The sequence below is a fragment of the Methylobacterium sp. D53M genome (genome assembly GCF_053345625.1).
In genome coordinates, this window is record NZ_JBKFAL010000009.1 from 155,658 (window position 1) to 172,053 (window position 16,396).

15 protein-coding genes and 1 tRNA gene are annotated in these 16,396 nt (G+C 71.0%); 8 read left to right on the plus strand and 8 right to left on the minus strand.

From position 1 onward, the window contains the following. Positions 1 to 2: 2 nt before the first annotated feature. From ACLBYG_RS15515 to ACLBYG_RS15530, 4 genes are all read right to left on the minus strand, one after another. Positions 3 to 1,619 (minus strand): ABC transporter substrate-binding protein, encoded by a 1,617-nt coding sequence (locus ACLBYG_RS15515; RefSeq protein WP_447682018.1) that lies wholly within the window; start codon positions 1,617 to 1,619, stop codon positions 3 to 5. A gap of 312 nt (positions 1,620 to 1,931) precedes the next feature. After that, positions 1,932 to 5,090, minus strand: coding sequence for a multidrug efflux RND transporter permease subunit (locus ACLBYG_RS15520; RefSeq protein WP_447682019.1), 3,159 nt, complete (start codon positions 5,088 to 5,090; stop codon positions 1,932 to 1,934). Positions 5,091 to 5,108: 18 nt separating this feature from the next. Then, positions 5,109 to 6,389 carry an efflux RND transporter periplasmic adaptor subunit gene (locus ACLBYG_RS15525; protein WP_103985950.1) on the minus strand — a complete coding sequence of 427 codons (1,281 nt, stop codon included), beginning with the start codon at positions 6,387 to 6,389 and terminating at the stop codon, positions 5,109 to 5,111. Between the two features lie 156 nt (positions 6,390 to 6,545). Continuing rightward, positions 6,546 to 6,974, minus strand: coding sequence for a hypothetical protein (locus ACLBYG_RS15530; protein WP_020091346.1), 429 nt, complete (start codon positions 6,972 to 6,974; stop codon positions 6,546 to 6,548). Between the two features lie 250 nt (positions 6,975 to 7,224). Between ACLBYG_RS15530 and ACLBYG_RS15535 the strand changes: the two genes are divergently transcribed. From ACLBYG_RS15535 to ACLBYG_RS15545, 3 genes are all read left to right on the plus strand, one after another. Beyond that, positions 7,225 to 7,788 carry a L,D-transpeptidase gene (locus ACLBYG_RS15535; RefSeq protein ID WP_020091347.1) on the plus strand — a complete coding sequence of 188 codons (564 nt, stop codon included), beginning with the start codon at positions 7,225 to 7,227 and terminating at the stop codon, positions 7,786 to 7,788. Between the two features lie 168 nt (positions 7,789 to 7,956). Then, positions 7,957 to 8,505, plus strand: coding sequence for a formaldehyde-activating enzyme (locus tag ACLBYG_RS15540; RefSeq protein WP_012321386.1), 549 nt, complete (start codon positions 7,957 to 7,959; stop codon positions 8,503 to 8,505). A gap of 129 nt (positions 8,506 to 8,634) precedes the next feature. Then, a complete protein-coding gene (locus ACLBYG_RS15545; RefSeq protein WP_020091348.1) occupies positions 8,635 to 9,267 on the plus strand; it encodes an outer membrane protein in 633 nt (210 codons plus the stop codon). Positions 9,268 to 9,317: 50 nt separating this feature from the next. Here ACLBYG_RS15545 and ACLBYG_RS15550 read toward each other — a convergent pair whose 3' ends face one another. Together ACLBYG_RS15550 and ACLBYG_RS15555 are read right to left on the minus strand one after the other, a co-directional pair. Then, complete coding sequence (locus ACLBYG_RS15550) at positions 9,318 to 10,361, minus strand: MaoC family dehydratase (RefSeq protein WP_447682020.1); 1,044 nt, start codon at positions 10,359 to 10,361, stop codon at positions 9,318 to 9,320. A 12-nt stretch (positions 10,362 to 10,373) separates the two neighbouring features. Further along, a complete protein-coding gene (locus ACLBYG_RS15555) occupies positions 10,374 to 10,676 on the minus strand; it encodes a YggT family protein (protein WP_020091350.1) in 303 nt (100 codons plus the stop codon). A gap of 123 nt (positions 10,677 to 10,799) precedes the next feature. On the opposite strand from ACLBYG_RS15555, the gene ACLBYG_RS15560 reads away from it, so the two are divergent. Further along, a tRNA-Ala gene (locus tag ACLBYG_RS15560) sits at positions 10,800 to 10,875 on the plus strand. A 270-nt stretch (positions 10,876 to 11,145) separates the two neighbouring features. After that, a complete protein-coding gene (locus ACLBYG_RS15565) occupies positions 11,146 to 12,474 on the plus strand; it encodes an alpha-amylase family glycosyl hydrolase (RefSeq protein ID WP_447682021.1) in 1,329 nt (442 codons plus the stop codon). Between the two features lie 53 nt (positions 12,475 to 12,527). Here ACLBYG_RS15565 and ACLBYG_RS15570 read toward each other — a convergent pair whose 3' ends face one another. Together ACLBYG_RS15570 and ACLBYG_RS15575 are read right to left on the minus strand one after the other, a co-directional pair. Continuing rightward, on the minus strand, positions 12,528 to 12,911 hold the full coding sequence (locus ACLBYG_RS15570; RefSeq protein WP_447682022.1) for a hypothetical protein: 384 nt from the start codon (positions 12,909 to 12,911) through the stop codon (positions 12,528 to 12,530). Between the two features lie 378 nt (positions 12,912 to 13,289). Next, positions 13,290 to 13,709 (minus strand): RNA polymerase subunit sigma-70, encoded by a 420-nt coding sequence (locus tag ACLBYG_RS15575; protein WP_447682023.1) that lies wholly within the window; start codon positions 13,707 to 13,709, stop codon positions 13,290 to 13,292. 260 nt (positions 13,710 to 13,969) lie between these two features. Here ACLBYG_RS15575 and ACLBYG_RS15580 point away from each other — a divergent pair, with 260 nt between their 5' ends. The 3 genes from ACLBYG_RS15580 (at position 13,970) to ACLBYG_RS15590 (ending at position 16,290) form a co-directional block, all read left to right on the plus strand. After that, positions 13,970 to 15,430, plus strand: a complete 1,461-nt coding sequence (locus tag ACLBYG_RS15580) for a helix-turn-helix transcriptional regulator (RefSeq protein WP_447682024.1) — start codon at positions 13,970 to 13,972, stop codon at positions 15,428 to 15,430. Positions 15,431 to 15,525: 95 nt separating this feature from the next. After that, on the plus strand, positions 15,526 to 15,696 hold the full coding sequence (locus ACLBYG_RS15585) for a CsbD family protein (protein ID WP_020096302.1): 171 nt from the start codon (positions 15,526 to 15,528) through the stop codon (positions 15,694 to 15,696). 90 nt (positions 15,697 to 15,786) lie between these two features. After that, positions 15,787 to 16,290: a CsbD family protein gene (locus ACLBYG_RS15590; protein ID WP_091683262.1), complete on the plus strand. Its 504-nt coding sequence runs from the start codon at positions 15,787 to 15,789 to the stop codon at positions 16,288 to 16,290. Positions 16,291 to 16,396: the final 106 nt, after the last annotated feature.

Sequence of the window (16,396 nt, forward strand, 5' to 3'; positions counted from 1 at the left end):
CCCTACTGCGGGTCCTTCGACACCCAGTAGAGCAGCAGCAGGTTGTCGGCGCGCTGGGTCAGGTGGACCTTCTTGGAGACGCCCCAGGCCAGCGCCTGCTGGTGCAGCGGGATGTAGCCCCAGTCGGCGTTGAGGACGTCGAACCCCTCCTTGATCAGGGCGTCGCGCTTGGTCTTGTCGGTCTCGGATTCGACCTTGTCGGCGATCGCGTCGATCTTCGGGTCGCAGTAGCCCGCGAGGTTCCAGCTGCCCCGGCCCGACTTGTCGCCGGGCTTCCGGCAGCCGACGATCTCGTAGAGGATGTTGTGGCTGTCCAGCGAGGACGGGGTCCAGCCCAGCAGGTAGAACGAGGTGTCGTAGGCCGGCGCCAGCACCTTGGCGAAGTACTTGGCCTTCGGCTGGGCGTTCAGGTTCACCTTGACGTTGATGCGAGCCAGCATCGAGACCACCGCCTGGCAGATCGCCTCGTCGTTGACGTAGCGGTCGTTCGGGCAATCCATGGTCAGCGAGAACCCGTCCGGGTAGCCGGCCTGGGCCATCAGCTCCTTGGCCTGCTTGAGGTCGGTGGCCGGGCGCTTGAACTCGGCGCCGCGGTCGTAGAGGGCCGGAGCGATCATCAGCGCGGAGGGCACCGCCTGCCCGCGCATGACGCGCTTGGCGATCGTGTCCTCGTCGATGGCGAGGTAGAAGGCCTCGCGCACCTTGATGTCCTTGAACGGGTTCTTGCCCTTGACGCTGGAATCCTTCAGCTCGTCCCGGTCCTGGTCCATGCCGAGGAAGATCGTGCGCAGCTCAGGTCCCGCCATCACGGTGGCGGTGCCGCTGGCGTTGACCCGCTGCTGGTCCTGCAGCGGCACCGGGTCGATCCAGTCGACCTCGCCGGAGAGGAGCGCGGCGACGCGGGTCGCCGGGTTGGCGATGGTGGTGAGCACCGCCTCGTCGAGGTTCGACTCGACCTTGCCCCAGTAGCCGTCGAATTTCTTGAAGACGGTCTTCACGCCGGGCTGGTGCTCGGTGATCACGAACGGGCCGGTGCCGTTCTCGTGCAGCGTGGCGTAGCTCGGGCTGGTGGCGCTGGGGGGCGTCGGCTGCACGACGCCGTTCTTCTCGGACCACGCCTTCGACATGATCACCCAGGTCGGGAACTGGGCGATGGCGATCGGGTTCGGCTTCTTCAGCACCATGTCGACGGTGAAGTCGTCGACCTTCACGAACTCGGCGTCGGCGGGCACGTTGGTGGTGAAGTTCGAGCCCGGGGCGCGGACGCGCTGGGCGGAGAAGATCACGTCGTCGGCGGTGAACGGCGTGCCGTCGTGGAACTTCACGTTCTTGCGCAGGTGGAAGCGCCAGCGGGTCGGCTCGGGCGTCTCCCAGGATTCCGCGAGGCCGGGGGCGAATTTCAGGTTCTTGTCGAGGGTGACGAGGGACTCGTAGGCCGCCTGCTGCATCCCTTCCGTGAAGCTCTCCTTGAGGGAGTACGGGTCGAGGGATTTCAGGTCACCCTGGAAGGCGAAGCGGAAGACGTTGGCGGCCTGCGCGGGCAGCGCGGCGAGCGCGAACGTCGCGACCGTGCTCGCGGCCACGCCGCGGGCGAGGGTCTTCAGGGCTGAGCGGGACAAGCGGATCTCCGAGACCGTGAATGCGCCACCGGCCGGCTGCCCCGGCGGTGTCCACCGCGGCGTCAGCAAGCATCGGACCATCTGTATACAAGACGAGGGCCGAGCCTGTCGCGGGGGCGCGACATCTCGTGTCTTTCGAAGCGCGTTCCGAAGCGCGTTTTCCCCGCTTCATCCCCGTTACAGAATCGCGGCTTCGACGCGCCCCGTCTTGGCGAGCGCAGCGAAGCCATCCAGGGCGGCGCCGCGCGACGGCGCGCTGCCCCGGGTCACGTCGCTCCGCTCGCGATGACGGAGCGCGCGGCCGGCGCCGGCCTACTCGGCCGCCACCCGCGCCGGCTCGTGCCGCGCCTCGGCCTCCGCCGCCTCGCCCTCCGCCACCGCCTTGCGCCGGAACAGGCGCATGACGACGACGAAGAAGACCGGCACGAAGAACACCGCCAACACGGTCGCGGTGATCATGCCGCCCATCACGCCGGTGCCGATCGCCTGCTGGCTCTTCGAGGCGGCGCCGGTGGCGATGGCCAGCGGCACCACGCCGAAGATGAAGGCGAGCGAGGTCATCACGATCGGCCGGAACCGGAGCGTCGCCGCCTCGACCGCGGCCCGCACCACGGAGGTGCCGGGCTTCCAGAGGTCCTTGGCGAACTCCACGATCAGGATCGCGTTCTTGGCCGAGAGGCCGATGATCGTGATCAGCCCGATCTTGAAGTACACGTCGTTGGGCATGCCGCGCAGGTACACGGCCGCCACCGCGCCGATGACGCCGAGCGGGATCACCAGCATCACCGAGACCGGGATCGCCCAGCTCTCGTAGAGCGCGGCGAGGCACAGGAACACGATCAGCACCGACAGGGCGAGCAGCAGGCTCGCCTGGCTGCCCGCCTGCTTCTCCTGGTAGGACTGACCCGTCCAGGCGTAGCCGAAGCCCTTCGGCAGCTGCAGCATCAGCCGCTCCATCTCGGCGATGGCGTCGCCCGACGTGTAGCCGGGGTTCGGCTCGCCGGTGAAGCGCACCGACTGGTAGCCGTTGAAGCCGACGATCTGGCTCGGCCCCATGCTCCATTTCAGCTCCGCGAAGGACGACATCGGCACCATCGTGTTGGTGGCGTTCTTCACCGCGTAGTTGAGGATGTCCGACGCGTTCATGCGCTGGAGCTGCTCGGCCTGCACGTAGACCCGCTGCATCTTGCCCCGGTTGGGGAAGTCGTTCGGGTAGACCGAGCCGAGGTTGAGCTGGATCGTGTTGTTGATGTCCTCGAACTTCACGCCGAGCGCGGCCGCCTTCTCGCGGTCGATCACCAGCTCCGCCTGCGGGGTCGGCGGCAGGCCCTCGATCTTCACCTTCTGGAGAACCGGGCTCTGCGAGGCCAGCTTCAGGAGCTGTTCCTGGGCCGACAGCAGGGCCGCGTAGCCGCGGTTGGCCCGGTCCTGCAGGCGGAACGAGAAGCCCGCCGCGTTGCCGAGGTTGTCGACCGGCGGCGGCTCCTGCGCGTCCACCGTGGCGTCGCGGTACGTGGCGAGCGCCGCGTTGGTGCCGGCCACGAGCGCGGCGGCCGAGTTCTTGGCGTCGCGCTGGCTCCACGGCTTGAGGGTGACGAAGGCCTGGCTGGTGCTCGGGGCCTGCCCCGAGAACGAGAAGCCGTTGAGCATCGTCACGGTGGCGACGCCGGGCTGCGCCAGCAGGTGCTCCTCGACCTTGCGCACCGCCTCCTGGGTGCGGTTGTAGGAGGCGCCCGGGGGCGTCTGGATGTCGACCGTGAAGAAGCCCTGGTCCTCCACCGGCAGGAAGCCCTCCGGCAGGTTGACGAAGGCGTAGGCCGTGCCCGCCACCAGCGCGACGTAGACCAGCATCACCCGGCCGGACTTCCGGATGAACGCCGCGGTGCCGCGGCCGTAGCGGGCGGTCTCGCGATCGACGAAACGGTTGAACATCCCGAACACGCCGCCCTTGGCGTGGCCGTGGCCCTTCTCGATCGGCTTCAGGAAGGTCGCGCAGAGCGCCGGCGTCAGCGACAGGGCGAGCAGCGCCGAGAAGGCGATGGAGGTCACCATCGCGATCGAGAACTGCCGGTAGATGATGCCCACCGAGCCGGGGAAGAACGCCATCGGGATGAACACGGCGATCAGCACCAGGGTGATGCCGATGATCGCGCCGGTGATCTGCCCCATGGCCTTCTTGGTGGCCTCCTTGGGGGGCAGCCCCTCCTCGTTCATGATCCGCTCGACGTTCTCCACCACCACGATGGCGTCGTCGACCAGGATGCCGATGGCCAGCACCATGCCGAACATGGTGAGCACGTTCACCGAGAAGCCCGAGATCCACATCACCGTGACCGTGCCCATGAGGGCGATCGGCACCACGATGGTGGGGATCAGGGTGTAGCGGATGTTCTGCAGGAACAGGAACATCACGAGGAAGACCAGCACCACCGCCTCGACCAGCGTGTGCAGCACCTTCTCGATGGAGGCCTCCACCGCCGGGGTGATGTCGTAGGGGATGTCCCACTTCAGGTCCGGCGGGAAGAACTGGGACAGCTCGACCATCTTGGCGCGGATCGCCTTGGCGGTCTCGAGCGCGTTGCCGTCGGGGGCGAGCGTCACCGAGATGCCGGCGGCGGGGCCGCCGTTGAGGCGCGTGGAGAACTGGTAGGCGTCGCCGCCGAGCTCGATCCGGGCGACGTCGCGCAGGCGCACGTTCGAGCCGTCGGGATTGGCCCGCAGCACGATGGCGCCGAACTCCTCGATCGTGCCGAGCTGGCCCTTCACGATGATCGGCACGGTGAGCGCCTGCCGGGTCGGGCTGGGCTGCGCGCCGACCGAGCCTGAGGCGACCTGGACGTTCTGGTTGCGGATCGCGTCGGTGACGTCCGAGGCGCTGAGCGAGAGGCCGCGCAGCTTGTCGGGATCCACCCAGACGCGCAGCGACCGCTCCGTCGAGTAGAGCGTCGCGCGGCCGACGCCGGGGATGCGGCGGATCTCGTTGATGACGTTGCGGATCAGGAAGTCGCCGAGGCCGACCTCGTCCATCGACCCGTCCTTGGAGACCAGGGTGATGATGTTGAGGGTCGCGGCCGAGGCCTCCTCCACGAGGATGCCCTGCTGGCGCACCTCGGCCGGGAGACGCGCCTCCACGCGCTTCAGCCGGTTCTGCACCTCGACCGAGGCGAGCGACGGGTCGGTGCTGGGCTGGAAGGTGGCGGTGATGTTGACCGAGCCGAACGAGTCGGTGGTCGACTCGAAGCTCATGATGTTGGCGGCGCCGTTCAGCTCATCCTCGATGAGCCGGGTGGTGCCGATGTAGAGGCTCTCCACGGAGGCGCCCGGATAGGCCGTGGACAGGGCGATGGAGGGCGGGGCGATCACCGGGTACTGCGCCACCGGCAGGTTCGGGATGGCGAGCGCGCCGCCGAGGCAGATGAACAGCGCCACCACCCAGGCGAAGACCGGGCGGTCGATGAAGAAGCGTGCCATGATCGGGCTCTCCCGGACTCAGTGGCGCTGCTGGACGGCGGCGGCCCGCGGGGTGACCTCCGCCTTGTCGCCCGGCACGTCGGGTGCCTCGTCGGTGTCGTGCTTCGGTCCGGTCTCGCCGTGGACCGGGGTCTGGTCGAGGGGCTTCACCTTGGCGCCGACGGTGATCTTCTGGAAGCCGTCGATGATGACGCGCTCGCCGGCCTTGAGGCCCGAGCGGATCAGCCAGTTCTGCCCGACCACCGGCCCGACCTCGACGGGCTGGCGCATCACGGTCTCGTCGGCGCGCACGATCCAGACCTCGGCGCGGCCGTCGTCGGTGCGCTGGATCGCCTGCTGCGGCACCGCGATCGCGTCGGAATCGATGCCCTGCTTGATCCGCGCCCGCACGTACATGCCGGGGAACAGCTCGTCGTGCGGGTTCGGGAACTGCACCCGCAGCGTCACCTGGCCGGTGCTCGGGTCGGCGGTGACGTCCGAGAACAGCAGCCGGCCCGCCAGCGGGTAGAGGGAGCCGTCATCCATGATCAGGTGGACGTTGGCGGTGTTGTCCTCCAGCCGCGCCAGCTCGCCGCTCGCGAGGTCCCGGCGCAGGCGGTTCAGCTCGCCGACCGACTGGGTGATGTCGACGTAGATCGGGTCGAGCTGCTGGATCGTGGCGAGCGCCCCCGTGGAGCCCGGCTCGATCAGCGTGCCCTCGGTGAGCAGCGCCCGGCCGATGCGGCCGGTGATCGGCGCGCGCACGTCGGTCCAGCCGAGGTTGAGCTGCGCGCGGTCGCGGGTCGCCTTGGCGCCGGCCACCTCGGCCTCCGCCTGCTTCTTGGCCGCGAAGGCGGCGTCGTACTGCGCCTGGCTCGCGGTGGCGCGGGAGAGCAGCTGCTCGAGCCGGTCGGCCTGCTGGCGGGCGAGCACCAGGGCGGCCTCCTGGCGGGCGAGGGCCGCCTCGGCGCTGGCGAGCTCGACCTCGTAGGGTGCCGGGTCGATCTTGTAGAGGATGTCGCCCTCCTTGACCTGGCTGCCCTGCTCGAAGAGCCGCTTGACCACGAGCCCGGAGACCCGGGAGCGGACCTCGGCGATGCGCATCGGCGCGACGCGACCCGGCAGGTCGCGCAGGTAGGGGATCGCCTGGGGCTCGACCTTGACGAACCCGACCTCCGGCACCGGCGGGGTCGGCGCGGCGACCTGCTTCGGGTTGCAGGCGGCGACACCCAGCAGGAGCAGGGCCGCGGGCAGGAGGGCGGTCGCGCGGGCCGAGGCGCGGAACGACGACGGGATTCTGGCGGACAAAGTGCGGGTCACGATTACCGACGCTCCTGAAAGCATGCGTCTGCTGAGGCTGGCGCGGAGCGTGGGCCCGCGCATCGTCGAGTCAGATCCCGGGACCGGTCACGAGGCCGGTCGGACGAAGATCAGGACGGGCGCGCCATCATGCCGGCCGCGAGACCGGCGCGCGCGTCAGGCCCGGCGTGGAGGCCGGTGCGGCGAACCGTCCGGCGCGGAGGCCGGTACGCTGTCGGACCTGTAGTCGAACGATGCGTTGACAGTGTGACGGGGGCGCGGCGCGTCGACCGGCGGGCGCGGCAGCCCCAGTTCGGTGAGGATCTCGCTGTCGGCGGCGCAGAGATCGGTGCGGCCGAAGACCGAACGCTTCGCCTCGGACCGCTTGGCCTCGGGCTGCGCGTCCGGCGTGCCGGACAGGATCGTCAGGCGCGGGCTCGCGATGGCGCAGGCCGGGCCCTCCGGGCGCGCGGCCTCGGCCCGCGCGGGCGCGGCCACCAGCGCGGCCGTCGCGAGCACGAGCAGCGCCAGCGCGGCGAGGCCCCGGGCGAGGCGGTCCGGCAGGCCCGCGGCGCGGCGGGTCAGGAGAGCGGCGGATCGGATCACGAGTCTGAGATAAGCACGGCTGTCGCCGCGCGCAATCACCCACGGCGTCGCGCCACCCGCCCAGTGTTGCGCGCAGCACACAGCTGCGCCCGGAAGTGGCCATACCGGCGGCCCGGCCTCAACCTTGCCGTGAAGTCCGGGCCGGCTCGCCCCATGCGCGCAGGGGTTCCGCGCGGGCTTGGCCGAGATCTGCGAAGACTCGCCGAGATCCGCGAAGAACCGCGCCGCGACGAACGGAGGACGGAAGACCATGGCGAGACGGATCGCGCTACTCGGGCTCGCGGGCCTGCTGCTCGGGAGCGCCCCGGCGGCGGCCGCCAATCCGCTGGACAGGGGTCCGATCGCGGACTTCCTCAACATCTTCCGCAGCCAGGCGATCCCGCGCGAGACGGTGGCGTGGACCGGCAAGGAGAAGCCCGGCACCATCGTGGTCTCGACCCGCCAGCGCCGGCTCTACTACGTGCTCGGCGGCGGCGCGGCGGTCCGCTACGGCGTGGGCGTCGGGCGGCAGGGCTTCTCGTGGTCCGGCACCAAGACCGTCACCATGAAGAAGGAGTGGCCGGACTGGCGCCCGCCGCAGCAGATGCTGGCCCGCCGCCCCGACCTGCCGCGGTACATGGCCGGCGGCCAGGACAACCCGCTGGGCGCCCGCGCCCTCTATCTCGGCTCGTCGCTCTACCGCATCCACGGCTCGAACGAGCCCGAGACGATGGGCGCGGCGGTCTCGTCTGGCTGCATCCGCATGACCAACAAGGACGTGACCGACCTCTACGACCGGGTCCGCGTCGGCACCAAGGTCATCGTGCGCGACTGACCGGGCGGGCGGCCGCGACGGCCGCCCCCCTCCGGCCGCCCCCTCCTCCCGCGCCGCGGAGCCGCAGCCGGTGGCGTGCGCCCGCCCGCGTCGACAGGCGCGGCGGGCCGGTGTTAGGAGCCGCGCCGTCGGGCAGAGCCGGATCGCCCGACCGCCACGAGGGACAGCATGAACGAGCGCATCATCCTGCGGGCCGGCGAGGCCCTGGTCGCGGGCGGGCCGCCCAACACCGCCTCCGAGCCCGAGGTCATCATCGGCGAGCTCGACGGGCCGGTCGGCACCGCCCTGGCCACGCTGACCGGCGATCAGGTCGTCGGCCACAGCCGCGTCTTCGCCCTGCTCAACACCGACATCATGGTCCGCCCGGTCACCCTGTGCGTGTCCAAGGTCAGCGTCACCGAGAGCAAGTACACCTCGATCCTGATGGGCACCGTCCAGTTCGCCATCGCCAACGGCGTGCTGGACGCCGTGCGCGCCGGCTACATCCCCAAGCACAAGGCCAACGACCTCGGCATCATCTGCTCGGTCTGGCTCAGCCCCGGCGTCATCGAGGCTCAGCACGTCGACCACAAGGCGCTGTTCGACATCCAGCGCCGGGGCATGACCGAGGCCATCCGCAAGGCCATGACCAACGAGCCCTCGATCGACTGGCTCCTCGAGAACCAGGACAAGATCACGCACAAGTACTACCAGATGGGCCTCGACGGAAAAATCTGAGCGCCCGGCGCCGCGGCGGTCGACCGCCCTGCGGCGTCGCCCGGTCAGCGGCGGGCGGGGCGCGCACGATCCCGCGGGCGGCCACGGCCGAGCCTGTCCCGATCCGGTGCCTTCGGGTAGGATGGCGGCATGAGCAGACGCGCCGATTCCCGTCCGTTCCGCCGCCTCGCGGCCGGCCTCGTGCTCGGGGCCTGCTGGCTCCCGGCCGGTCCCGCCGCCGCCCAGGCGCTGTTCTGGCCGTCCATCGGCTTCGCGCCGCTGCCCTCCTTCGCGTGGCCGCAGATGCCCGAGGACGCGTATGGCCGCTGGACCGGCTCCTATGCCCGCCTGTCGACCGGCTACGCGGTCAGCACGTCCCGGCATCTCGGCAGCTATTCGGGACCGACCATCGGGTTCGAGGGCGGCCGGATGTGGCAGGAGGGCCCGATCCTCTACGGCATCAGCGGCGGGTTCGACTATCTCGCCGGCCTCGGCGGTAACCTCACGCCGGGCTACGGGCGGCTCGCCTATTCCAACGACTTCGCCGGATCCCTGGAGGTGAAGGTCGGCACCCTCGTCGCGCCGGACGTGCTGGTCTACGCCAAGACCGGCGCCCTGGCCCTGCACCAGACGCTGCGCGTCGGGCCGACCCCGGGGTCGCTGCCGTTCGCGCGCCAGGACATCGCGGTGCGACCGGTGGCCGGCGTGGGCGTCGAGTGGGCGGTCACGGACCGCCTGTCGCTGGCGGTCGAGGCGGGCGTGGTCGGCGGCGGGATCCGCTGAGGCGCGCCCCCGCCGGCCTCGCCGAGCGGTGCCGTCCGGGGCGTGGCCGCCTATTTCGGCACGAACGCCCAGTAGTCGAGGTCGAGGATCACCGCCGGGTCATAGCCGTCGCCGGCGCGGTCCGGGAAGGCGCCGCAGAGCTGGTTCTTGGTGGCGACCGTCCGCAGGCGCAGGAGCCCGACATCGTCGCGGCCGACATCGGCGGTCGCCAGCACCTCGCTCCAGGCATAGACCGTGTCGCCGGCGAAGAGCGGCGCCACGTGGCGGCCGGCGTTGATGCCCGCGAGGGCGAAGGCGTTGCCGAGCCCGTTGAAGCTCAGCGCCCGCGCCAGCGAGATCACGTGGCCGCCGTAGATCAGGCGCCGGCCGAAGCGGGTGTCCTTGGCGGCCAGCCCGTCGAAATGCACCTTGGCGGTGTTCTGGAACAGGCGCGTGGCAATCTGGTGCTCGGCCTCCTCGACGGTCATGCCGTCGACGTGGTCGATCTTCTCACCCACCGCGTAATCCGCGAAGCGGTGCGGGCTGCCGGCGAGGTCGGTGTCGTAGGCGGCGGCCGAGAGCTTCGGCAGCGCGCCCGCGAGGTCCTGCGGGTCGACCACCTTGGCGAGGCTCGGCACGTGCTCCTCGGCGATCGCCGCCTCGGGGTCGCGCTTGCGCACGAGCACCCAGCGGCAATAGCTCAGCACGGTCTCGCCGCGCTCGTCGGAGCCCACCGAGCGGACGTAGACCACGCCGGTCTGCCGGTTCGAGCTCTCCTTGAGGCCGATCACCTCCGACACGGTGGAGAGCGTCTCGCCCGGGTAGACCGGCCGCCGGAACCCGCCCTCGGCGTAGCCGAGATTGGCCAGCGCGTTGAGGGAGACGTCCGGGACGGTCTTGCCGAACACCATGTGGAAGGTGAGCAGGTCGTCGAGCGGGCTCTTCGGGTAGCCGATGGCCCGGGCGAAGGCGTCCGACGACTGCACGGCGAAGCGCAGCCCGTAGAGGCCCGTGTACAGCGCCACGTCGCCCACCGTCACGGTGCGCGGGGTGGCGTGGCGGATGGTCTCGCCGAGGCGGAAATCCTCGAAGAAGCGGCCGGGATTCGTCTTCACGGGCGTTCGACCCTACTGCGTGTAAACGTAAGCTGCGGGCACGGCGTATTCATGCAGCAGACGGCTGATGAACAGCAGCAGCAGGATGAGGATGATCGGCGAGATGTCGACGCCCCCGAGATTGGGCAGCAGGTTGCGGATCGGCCGCAGCACCGGCTCGGTCAGCCGGTAGAGCACCTCGCCGATCTGCGCGACGATCGGGTTGCGCACGTTCACCACGTTGAACGCGACGAGCCAGCTGAGAACCGCGCTTGCGATGAGGACGTAGATGAAAAGCTGGACGACCGTGTCGAAGAGCCAGATCAGGGCGTTCATGCGGGTCCGCGCGTATCCTTCGGGCCGCCCGCACCCCAGCGCCGGAGCGGCGCGCGGCGGGCGACGTTGAAACAGGGAATTGACAGGCTGAGCCGCCCGCGCCTACAAGGCCGGCGCCTCGACGGGGCTGTAGCTCAGATGGGAGAGCGCCGCAATCGCACTGCGGAGGTCAGGGGTTCGAATCCCCTCAGCTCCACCAGGCTTTCCTGGTGACAAGACTGCGTCCCGGTTCCGCAGCGATAACGCTGGCGCGGCCGGGACTTAGCGCCGGTCCGCGGAGATCGCTTCCCGCCCCGCGCCACCTGCCCGATTCCACATCCCGACCCGTGACCGCGCCTGGCTCCAGGTCTCGGTCCGGGCTGCCCGGAGATCCCCCGCCGCGAGCCGAGGCCGCGTCCGGGCCGGCGGCGAGCCTGCAACCATCGCGGCGCGGCAGGGTTCGGTCCCGATCGGAGACGGAGGAGGTCGCGTGGCGTCCTGGATCGAACAGGCAGTCTGGTGGCAGGTCTTTCCCCTCGGTTTCGTCGGAGCCCCCGACGAAGCCGATCCGGCCGCACCGGTCACGCACCGCCTCGCCCACCTGCACGGCTGGCTCGACTACGCGGTCGAGCTCGGCGCGTCCGGGCTGGCGCTCGGGCCGATCTTCGCGGCCTCCACGCACGGCTACGACACGGTCGACCATTTCCGCATCGACCCGCGCCTCGGCGACGCGGCCGATTTCGACGCCCTGGTCGCGGCGGCCCGGGCCCGCGGCCTCCGCGTCCTGCTCGACGGCGTGTTCAACCATGTCGGGCGGGCGCACCCGGCCTTCCAGGACGTCCTGCGGCACGGGCCCGAATCCGAGCGGGCCGGCTGGTTCCGGCTGTCCTGGCCGCGGGGCTCCGGCCCGGGCGTCGAGCCGGACTACGCCTGCTTCGAGGGGCACCGGCAGCTCGTCACGCTCAACCACGACGACCCGCGCGTCGCCGACCACGTCGCCGCCGTCATGGGCCACTGGCTCGCCCGGGGCGCCGACGGGTGGCGGCTGGACGCGGCCTACGCGGTGCCGCCGCGCTTCTGGGCGCGCGCGCTGCGGCAGGTCCGCCTCGCGCATCCGGAGGCCTACATCGTCGGCGAGGTGATCCACGGCGACTACGCCCGCATCGTGCAGGACACCGGCATGGATTCGGTGACCCAGTACGAGCTCTGGAAGGCGATCTGGAGCGCCCTCAACGATCGCAACCTGTTCGAGCTGGCCCACGCCCTGGACCGGCACAACGGCCTTCTCGACAGGTTCGCGCCCCTGACCTTCGTGGGCAACCACGACGTGACGCGCATCGCGAGCCGGCTCACCGACGAGCGGCACCTGCCGCACGCGCTGGCGATCCTGCTGACCTGCGGCGGGACGCCCTCGATCTACGCCGGCGACGAGCAGGCCTTCCGCGGCGTGAAGGAGGAGCGGGTCGGCGGCGACGACGCCATCCGGCCGGCCTTCCCGCCGACGCCCGCGGATCTCGCTCCCTACGGCTGGCCGATCTACCGGCTGCACCGGGACCTGATCGCCCTCCGGCGGCGCCACGCCGGGCTCCACCGCGCGCGGGCGCGGGCGCTGCATCTCGCCAACGCGCAGATCGTGCTCGCGCTGGGCGACGGGAGCGCGCGGGTGCTGACGGCCCTGAACCTCGCCGACGCGGACGCGACGCTGCCGGTGCCGGAAGCCCGGGCGATCGAGGCCGGCACCGGCGATCTCGCCGAGGCCGGCAGCACCGGCGCCTGCGTGACCCTTCCGGCCCACGGCTGGGCCGTCCTGACCGTCTAACCGCCGCGCCTCGGCCGGAAAGGGGCCGGAAAGGGGCCGACCGCCCGCTCTCCCTAGCCGGTGCGGCGGGCCGTCCAGCGCCCCGCGCAGGCACCGAGCCCGGACAGCGTCCAGCGGCCGGTCCCGGCGGACCCGCGCAGGCGGCCCGTGACCGAGACGCTGGCCAGCCCCTTGCGGATCGTGCCGGTGATCCGGCCGTCCGGCCCGGCCCGGCCGGACGCGTCCACGCCGTTGCCGCCGACGTCGTCCACGGTCCCGTCCCGGATGACGATGGGATAGCTGTAGGGCCCCGTGCAGCTCCCGCTCTCCGCGGTGGCGATGACCGACCATGACCCGTCGAACCGGTTGGCCGCGGAGGCTCCCGTCGCGGCGCAGACGGTCGTGCAGGCGGTCATGATCAGGGCGGGCGCGAGCCGTGCGGCGCGAAGTCGGGTCATCGTCTCCTCAGTGATGGTCTCGGATCTCGGATGGGATTCCTCCGTGCCGGACGGATCCATCGCGCGGCGCGCGGGCGGACCGTCAGCCGGTGCGGTCACCCGACGGAGCGCCGGGAGCCGGAGCGCGGGGTGAAAGGGCAACGGGCCGGACGCGCGCCCGGAGCGGCGCGGGCGCCCGGCCTCGCGGCCGTGCCGGACAAGAGGGCCATCCGCCCGGCACAACCTCGGGAAAGGGGCGCGGAACCCGGCGGCACCCGACGGCGCACGGCGCGTTCCACGATCGCGATATGGGGCCTAACACATTCGTGGGAATGAGATATTTTTACCAGTACGCCGTGTTTCTCACCGGCTCCGCGGGATGCCACGCGCCGACATGTCTCACCGGGCCATCCCGGTAGACACGCCGTTCCGCGACAGGCCGGTCGGCCCGACGCGGCCGCCCGCGGGGCGGCTGCGCAGGAACGTGTCGAGCCATGCGGGCATCCCGGTTCCAGGCCGGAACGCCGCCCGGCGCTCCCAGGCCTTCAGGAGGGTGAGCCGGACGAGGTCGTCCCCCTGGACATCGCCCGCGATGGCGTCGCGGGTCAGCGTCAGCGCGCGGCGGCGCAGGTCCGGCACGGCGTCGACCAGCGCCGCCCCGAAGCCGACCGGGACCTGCCCCTCGGCCTCCGCGGCGTCCGCGGCCTCCGACAGGCGGTCGAGCAGGCGTCTTAGACGCGAAGTTTCCTCAAGTTCTGCAACTTCTGGAAAATTCTCGCTCCGACTCGTACATGATGTCGCACCCGGGACGGAGATCACGTCCCCGTGTTCCGCGGTCCCCCGCACTAGTCGGTCAATATCCTGCACGGTCGGCATGGCCACGTCTTCTGGGAAGGGGGGCCGAGAGCGCGCGGGAACGGCGTCGCGGCGTTGCGAGCATTTATCTTTGGCTCAAAACGCCCGCGTCAATGGTGCGCGTATACCAGGAAAATAACTTAGATGAGGGAACCGGCTTGTGCGCAACCCGTTTGTGCCCCGCTGCCGACAGGGCAGTGACCGCGTGAAGGGGTGCAGAAGCTGTGACGGCGGGCGTCGACAGGCATGAGCTCCGGCAGATCATCGCCGGCCTGAGCGAGGGCGTGATCCTGGTCGAGCCTGACCAGACCATCGCCTACGCCAACGCGGCCGCCCTGGCGATGCACGGTGCCGAGAGCCTCGACGAGCTCGGCTCCACCGTCGACGCCTATCGCGACCGATTCTGTCTCCGCTACCGCAACCACATCACGCCCAACCAGTACCCGATCGAGCGCGTGATCGCCGGCGAGCGCTTCCACGACGTGGTGGTCGAGGTGCGGCGGGCCGACAAGCCCGACATGGACTTCGTGCACTCGCTGCGCAGCCTCGTGGCCACGGACCGCGACGGCAACCCGAGCTGCCTGGCGCTGATCCTGAAGGACGTCTCCGACCAGTTCGAGGCCGAGGAACGGTTCGAGCGCACCTTCAACGCCAACCCGGCCCCGGCCGTGATCACGCGGCTGTCCGACCTGCGCCACGTCAAGGTCAATCACGGCTTCCTGGAGATGACCGGCCACACCCGCGACGCCGTCATCGGCCGCAGCGTCTACGAGGTCGACGTCCTGGCCGGCGCGCGCAACCGCGACCTCGCCGTCGCGCGGCTCAACGCGGGCGGCACGATCCCGCAGATGGAGGCCTGTCTCGACCTGCCCGACGGCGGGAGCCGCTTCGTGATCGTCGCCGGGCAGCCGATCGAGATGGGCGACGAGCCCTGCATGCTGTTCACCTTCGCGGACCTGGAACTGCGCCGGAAGGCCGAGGCCGCCCTGCGCCAGAGCGAGGAGCGTTTCGCCAAGGCGTTCCGGATGACGCCGATCCCGACCGTGCTGGTGCGGGCCGAGGACGGCCAGGTCACGGGCGTGAACGAGGCGTTCAGCCGGGTCTTCGGCCTGGGCGGGGACCGCGTCGTCGGCCGCTCGCTGGAGGAGGCCGGCCTGTGGGTCGCCGAGAAGCAGCGCCTGCAGGTCGAGGCCGCCCTGGAGCGGCAGGGCTACGTGCTGGGTCTCGAGGTGTGCCTGCGCCACGAGAGCGGCGCGAACCTCGACTGCCTGGTCTCGGCCGAGCGGGTCGAGATCAACGAGACGGCCTTCGTTCTGCTGGTGCTGCAGGACATCACCGCGCGCAAGCACTCCGAGCGGGAGCTGTTCGACGCGATCGAGACGGTGATGGCCGACACGTCGTGGTTCAGCCGCGGGCTGATCGAGAAGCTGGCGAACCTGCGCCGGCCGGCCCGGGAGGGCGGCGACGCGGCGGCGCCGAACCTGACCGTGCGCGAGCGCCAGATCCTCAACCTGATCTGCGCGGGGCTCGGCGACGACGCGATCGCGCGCAAGCTGGGGCTGTCGCGCAACACGGTGCGCAATCACGGCGCCGCCCTGTACCGCAAGATCGGCATCCACAAGCGCAGCGAGGCAGTCGTCTGGGGGCGCGAGAACGGCTTTCCCCTGAACATCTCTGACGGATGAATACCACCATACTGGTACAACCAAACCATTGATCCGGCACGCCCGGCGTACATCTTCCGGTCGGCAAGGGTTTTCTCACGCATGACGAGGCGCCCATGACCGAAGACAGGAAGACACCGTCCGCCGAGCACCTCAAGGGCTCGGTGAAGGAGGCCATCGGCAAGCTGACCGGCGATGCCCGGACGGAGACCGAGGGCCGGCGCCAGAAGCGCGACGCGCCCGGATCGAAGGCCGGCTCCGGGCCCGCGGGCTCCGGCCCGCGCTGACGGACGTCACCCGGCGCCTCACGGTAAGGCGCCCCCACCACGAGCGCGATCGCGGAGGCGGTCGCCGACGCGACGACGAAGGAGAACGACATGGTCGATACCAATCGGATCACGGGCGCGGCCCGGGAACTCGGCGGCAAGGTGCAGGGCGCGTTCGGCGACCTGACCGGCTCGCGGCGGGACTCGGTCGAGGGCCGCGCCCGCGAGGCCGCCGGACAGGCCGAGACCCTCTACGGCCAGGCCAAGGACACCGTGCGCGACGCGGCCGACCACGTGGCCGACGCGGCCCGCGACCTCGGTGGTCGGGTCCGCGACGCCGTCGACGATCTCGGGGCCGACGACGTCGAGGCCCGCGCCCGCCGCGCCCAGGGCGCCGCGCAGGACCAGTACGCCCGCGCCGAGCGCGGCGTCCGCCACGCCGCCGAGGAGGCGTACGACTACGCCGAGGACGCCTACGCGCGCGGCAGCCACGCCCTGCGCCGCGGCACCCGCGAGGTCGGCCAGCAGGTCGCCGAGTACCCGCTCGCCGCCCTGCTCATCGCCGGCATCGCGGGCTTCGGCCTCGGCCTGCTCGTCAGCGCCCGCCGCGACTGAGCCGCGACTGAGCCGCGACTGAGCCGCGTCCCGGCAGCCCCCGGGCCTTCCGGGCCTTCCGGGGGCCGGCGGCCCCACGAATTTCAGCGATCCACCACCGGAGTGA

Coding starts and splice junctions, on each gene's coding strand:
- ACLBYG_RS15520 (WP_447682019.1), bottom strand. CDS start 5,090: ATGGCACGCTTCTTCATCGACCGCCCGGTCTTCGCCTGGGTGGTGGCG.
- ACLBYG_RS15535 (WP_020091347.1), top strand. CDS start 7,225: ATGGCGAGACGGATCGCGCTACTCGGGCTCGCGGGCCTGCTGCTCGGG.
- ACLBYG_RS15540 (WP_012321386.1), top strand. CDS start 7,957: ATGAACGAGCGCATCATCCTGCGGGCCGGCGAGGCCCTGGTCGCGGGC.
- ACLBYG_RS15545 (WP_020091348.1), top strand. CDS start 8,635: ATGAGCAGACGCGCCGATTCCCGTCCGTTCCGCCGCCTCGCGGCCGGC.
- ACLBYG_RS15555 (WP_020091350.1), bottom strand. CDS start 10,676: ATGAACGCCCTGATCTGGCTCTTCGACACGGTCGTCCAGCTTTTCATC.
- ACLBYG_RS15570 (WP_447682022.1), bottom strand. CDS start 12,911: ATGACCCGACTTCGCGCCGCACGGCTCGCGCCCGCCCTGATCATGACC.
- ACLBYG_RS15585 (WP_020096302.1), top strand. CDS start 15,526: ATGACCGAAGACAGGAAGACACCGTCCGCCGAGCACCTCAAGGGCTCG.
- ACLBYG_RS15590 (WP_091683262.1), top strand. CDS start 15,787: ATGGTCGATACCAATCGGATCACGGGCGCGGCCCGGGAACTCGGCGGC.